Genomic DNA, 2,247 nt, shown 5'->3' on the forward strand with positions numbered 1-2,247 from the left:
GGGTGCGGCTCCTTCCAGGGGACAGCTGAGCTGGGGATTTACTGATCCGGGTGTGGGCGGGGTGGTGTCGTCTCTACCGTGCCGGTAGAGGAGGCGGTGCCGGATGGGCTCGTTGATCGGGGAACTGGAAGAGCGGCAGGCGGCGGTGCGGTCCCGGGTGGCCGAACTCGAGCAGGAGATCGCTGCGTTGACCGTGCGGCTGGAGGCCGAGCGGAACCGGCTGGAGCGGTTGACCGTGACGCGGGAGACGCTGGACGAACTCGCGGCCGAGGGAGTGGCCGTTGATGCGGTCGTGCCGCCGTCGGTCGAGGTCGAGCCGGTGGGCGGGGGCCGGGTGGTGGGAGTACAGACCGTGACCGTCTGGCGGGAGGGTAGGACCAGCGCGGATCTCCCGCCGGTCTATCGCGACATCGTGGACGTGATCGACGATGCGCCCGATCCGGTGCAGGCGAAGCAGATCGTGCCGCGGATCGGCCTGCCCGCGCAGACGTCGAAGATCGAGGGGACGCGGTCGAAGCTGAAGCGGCTGGTCGAGCGGGGCTGGCTGGCCGAGGAGAGGCCCGGACTGTTCACCTCCTCGGCCCGCCGAACGGTGTCTGGTTCGCCGCCGTGAGCCAACTCCCGGTGTTCAAGGGGCTCTTCTTCCTACATTCGTAGGTGCCAACCAGGAACGACTGCCGGAAGAAGAGCCCGGATGGAACGCTACGACACCCACGATGTCCCTGACCCGTTTGCCTGCTCGATGGAGGCGGTGAAGTCGCTGGCAGCACGGCTGTCGGCGCCCGAGACCGCCGCCCTGGACCACGCCGCGGTCGAGCACCTGATTGAACAGGACGGCAGGGAAATACTGCGCCGCTTCTTCCAGGACCACCTCGACCTGCGCGCCCGGCACGAGGAACAGCACCCGCCGGCGAGGATGGTTCTCGGCACGGACCACGAACCGAGGCCGCACCGCGAAACCGGGCACGAACGGCAGCTGACCTGCTTGTTCGGCAAGGTGATCGTGACGCGGTGCGCGTGGCGCAGCCGGGGAAGGCCGAACGTGCACCCGGCGGACGCGACTCTGTGGCTGCCGCGTGGCCGGCACAGCCACGGGATCAAGCGCCTCGCGGTCCGGGAGGCGGTGCGTGGTTCGTATCAGCAGGCCGTCGCGGCGATCACGGACCGGTGCGGGAAAGTCCTGGGCAAGCGCCGGGCCGAAAGCCTGGTCGCCTCGGCCGCCGTCGACATCGACGCCTTCTACCGCCACAAGATCGCTTCTCCGTGCACGGCGGACATGCCGCTGGTCATCCAGGTCGACGGGAAGGGGGTGGTGATGCGGCCCGAAGCCTTGCGCGAGGCGACCCGGCGAGCCGCGGAGGCGAAGAAACGGCAGGGCCGGCAGGCCCGGCTGGCTCCGGGCGAGAAGCCGAACCGGAAACGGATGGCGACGATCGCCTGTGTCCACGACACCGTCCCCGCGCCGCGTCGTGCGCACGACATCGTCCACCCGCCCGGCGGCCGCAGCGGCCTGCGCGAAGCGCGCCCCGGACCCAGGGCCGTGAACCGGTGGTGCACCGCCTCACTGGTCCACGACCCGGACGAGGTGATAGCCGAGGCGTTCACCCAGGCCGACGACCGTGACCCGGGCCACCTGCGGCCCTGGCTGGTCCTCGTCGACGGAGCCCGCCACCAACTCGACCTCATCGAAACCGAGGCACGGCACCGCAACGTGAAGATCCATATCCTGATCGACTTCGTGCATGTCGCCGAATACGTGTGGGCGGCGGCGCACGCCTTGCATCCCGTCGGCAGCGTCGAGGCCGAGACCTTCGCCGCCCAGACACTCACCGCCATCCTGCACGGGCACGCAGCCCGCGTCGCCGACGAGATGACCGCCCGGGCCGGGGACGAGCGGCTCACCGACGCGAAGCGAGGCAGTGTCGAAGCCTGCGTGCGCTATCTGACCGGCCACCTCGACCAGCTCCGCTACGACACCGCGCTGGAGAAGGGCTGGCCGATCGCGACCGGCTCGGTCGAAGGCGCCTGCCGGCACCTGATTGGCGACCGCCTCGACATCACCGGCGCCCGCTGGGGCCTCGCCGGCGCCGAAGCCGTCCTCAAACTCCGCGCCGTCCACGCCAACGACGACCTCGAGGCTTACCTCGCCTACCACCACACCCGCGAGCACCAGCGCACCTACCCCGACCAGCACCACTACCAACTCGACGCCTGATCAACGACTTTCCCTCGGAAGGAGCCGCACCC

2 protein-coding genes are annotated in these 2,247 nt (G+C 69.9%); both read left to right on the plus strand.

Translation table 11 applies throughout. The features are described 5' to 3' along the window. Positions 1-103 precede the first annotated feature (103 nt). Complete coding sequence (locus tag JL475_RS38650) at positions 104-613, plus strand: hypothetical protein (RefSeq protein WP_202282871.1); 510 nt, start codon at positions 104-106, stop codon at positions 611-613. Between the two features lie 81 nt (positions 614-694). Continuing rightward, positions 695-2,215 (plus strand): ISKra4 family transposase, encoded by a 1,521-nt coding sequence (locus JL475_RS38655; RefSeq protein ID WP_202282872.1) that lies wholly within the window; start codon positions 695-697, stop codon positions 2,213-2,215. Positions 2,216-2,247: the final 32 nt, after the last annotated feature.

The organism is Streptomyces sp. M2CJ-2 (assembly GCF_016757295.1).
In the GTDB taxonomy this organism is placed as follows: Bacteria; Actinomycetota; Actinomycetes; order Streptomycetales; family Streptomycetaceae; genus Streptomyces.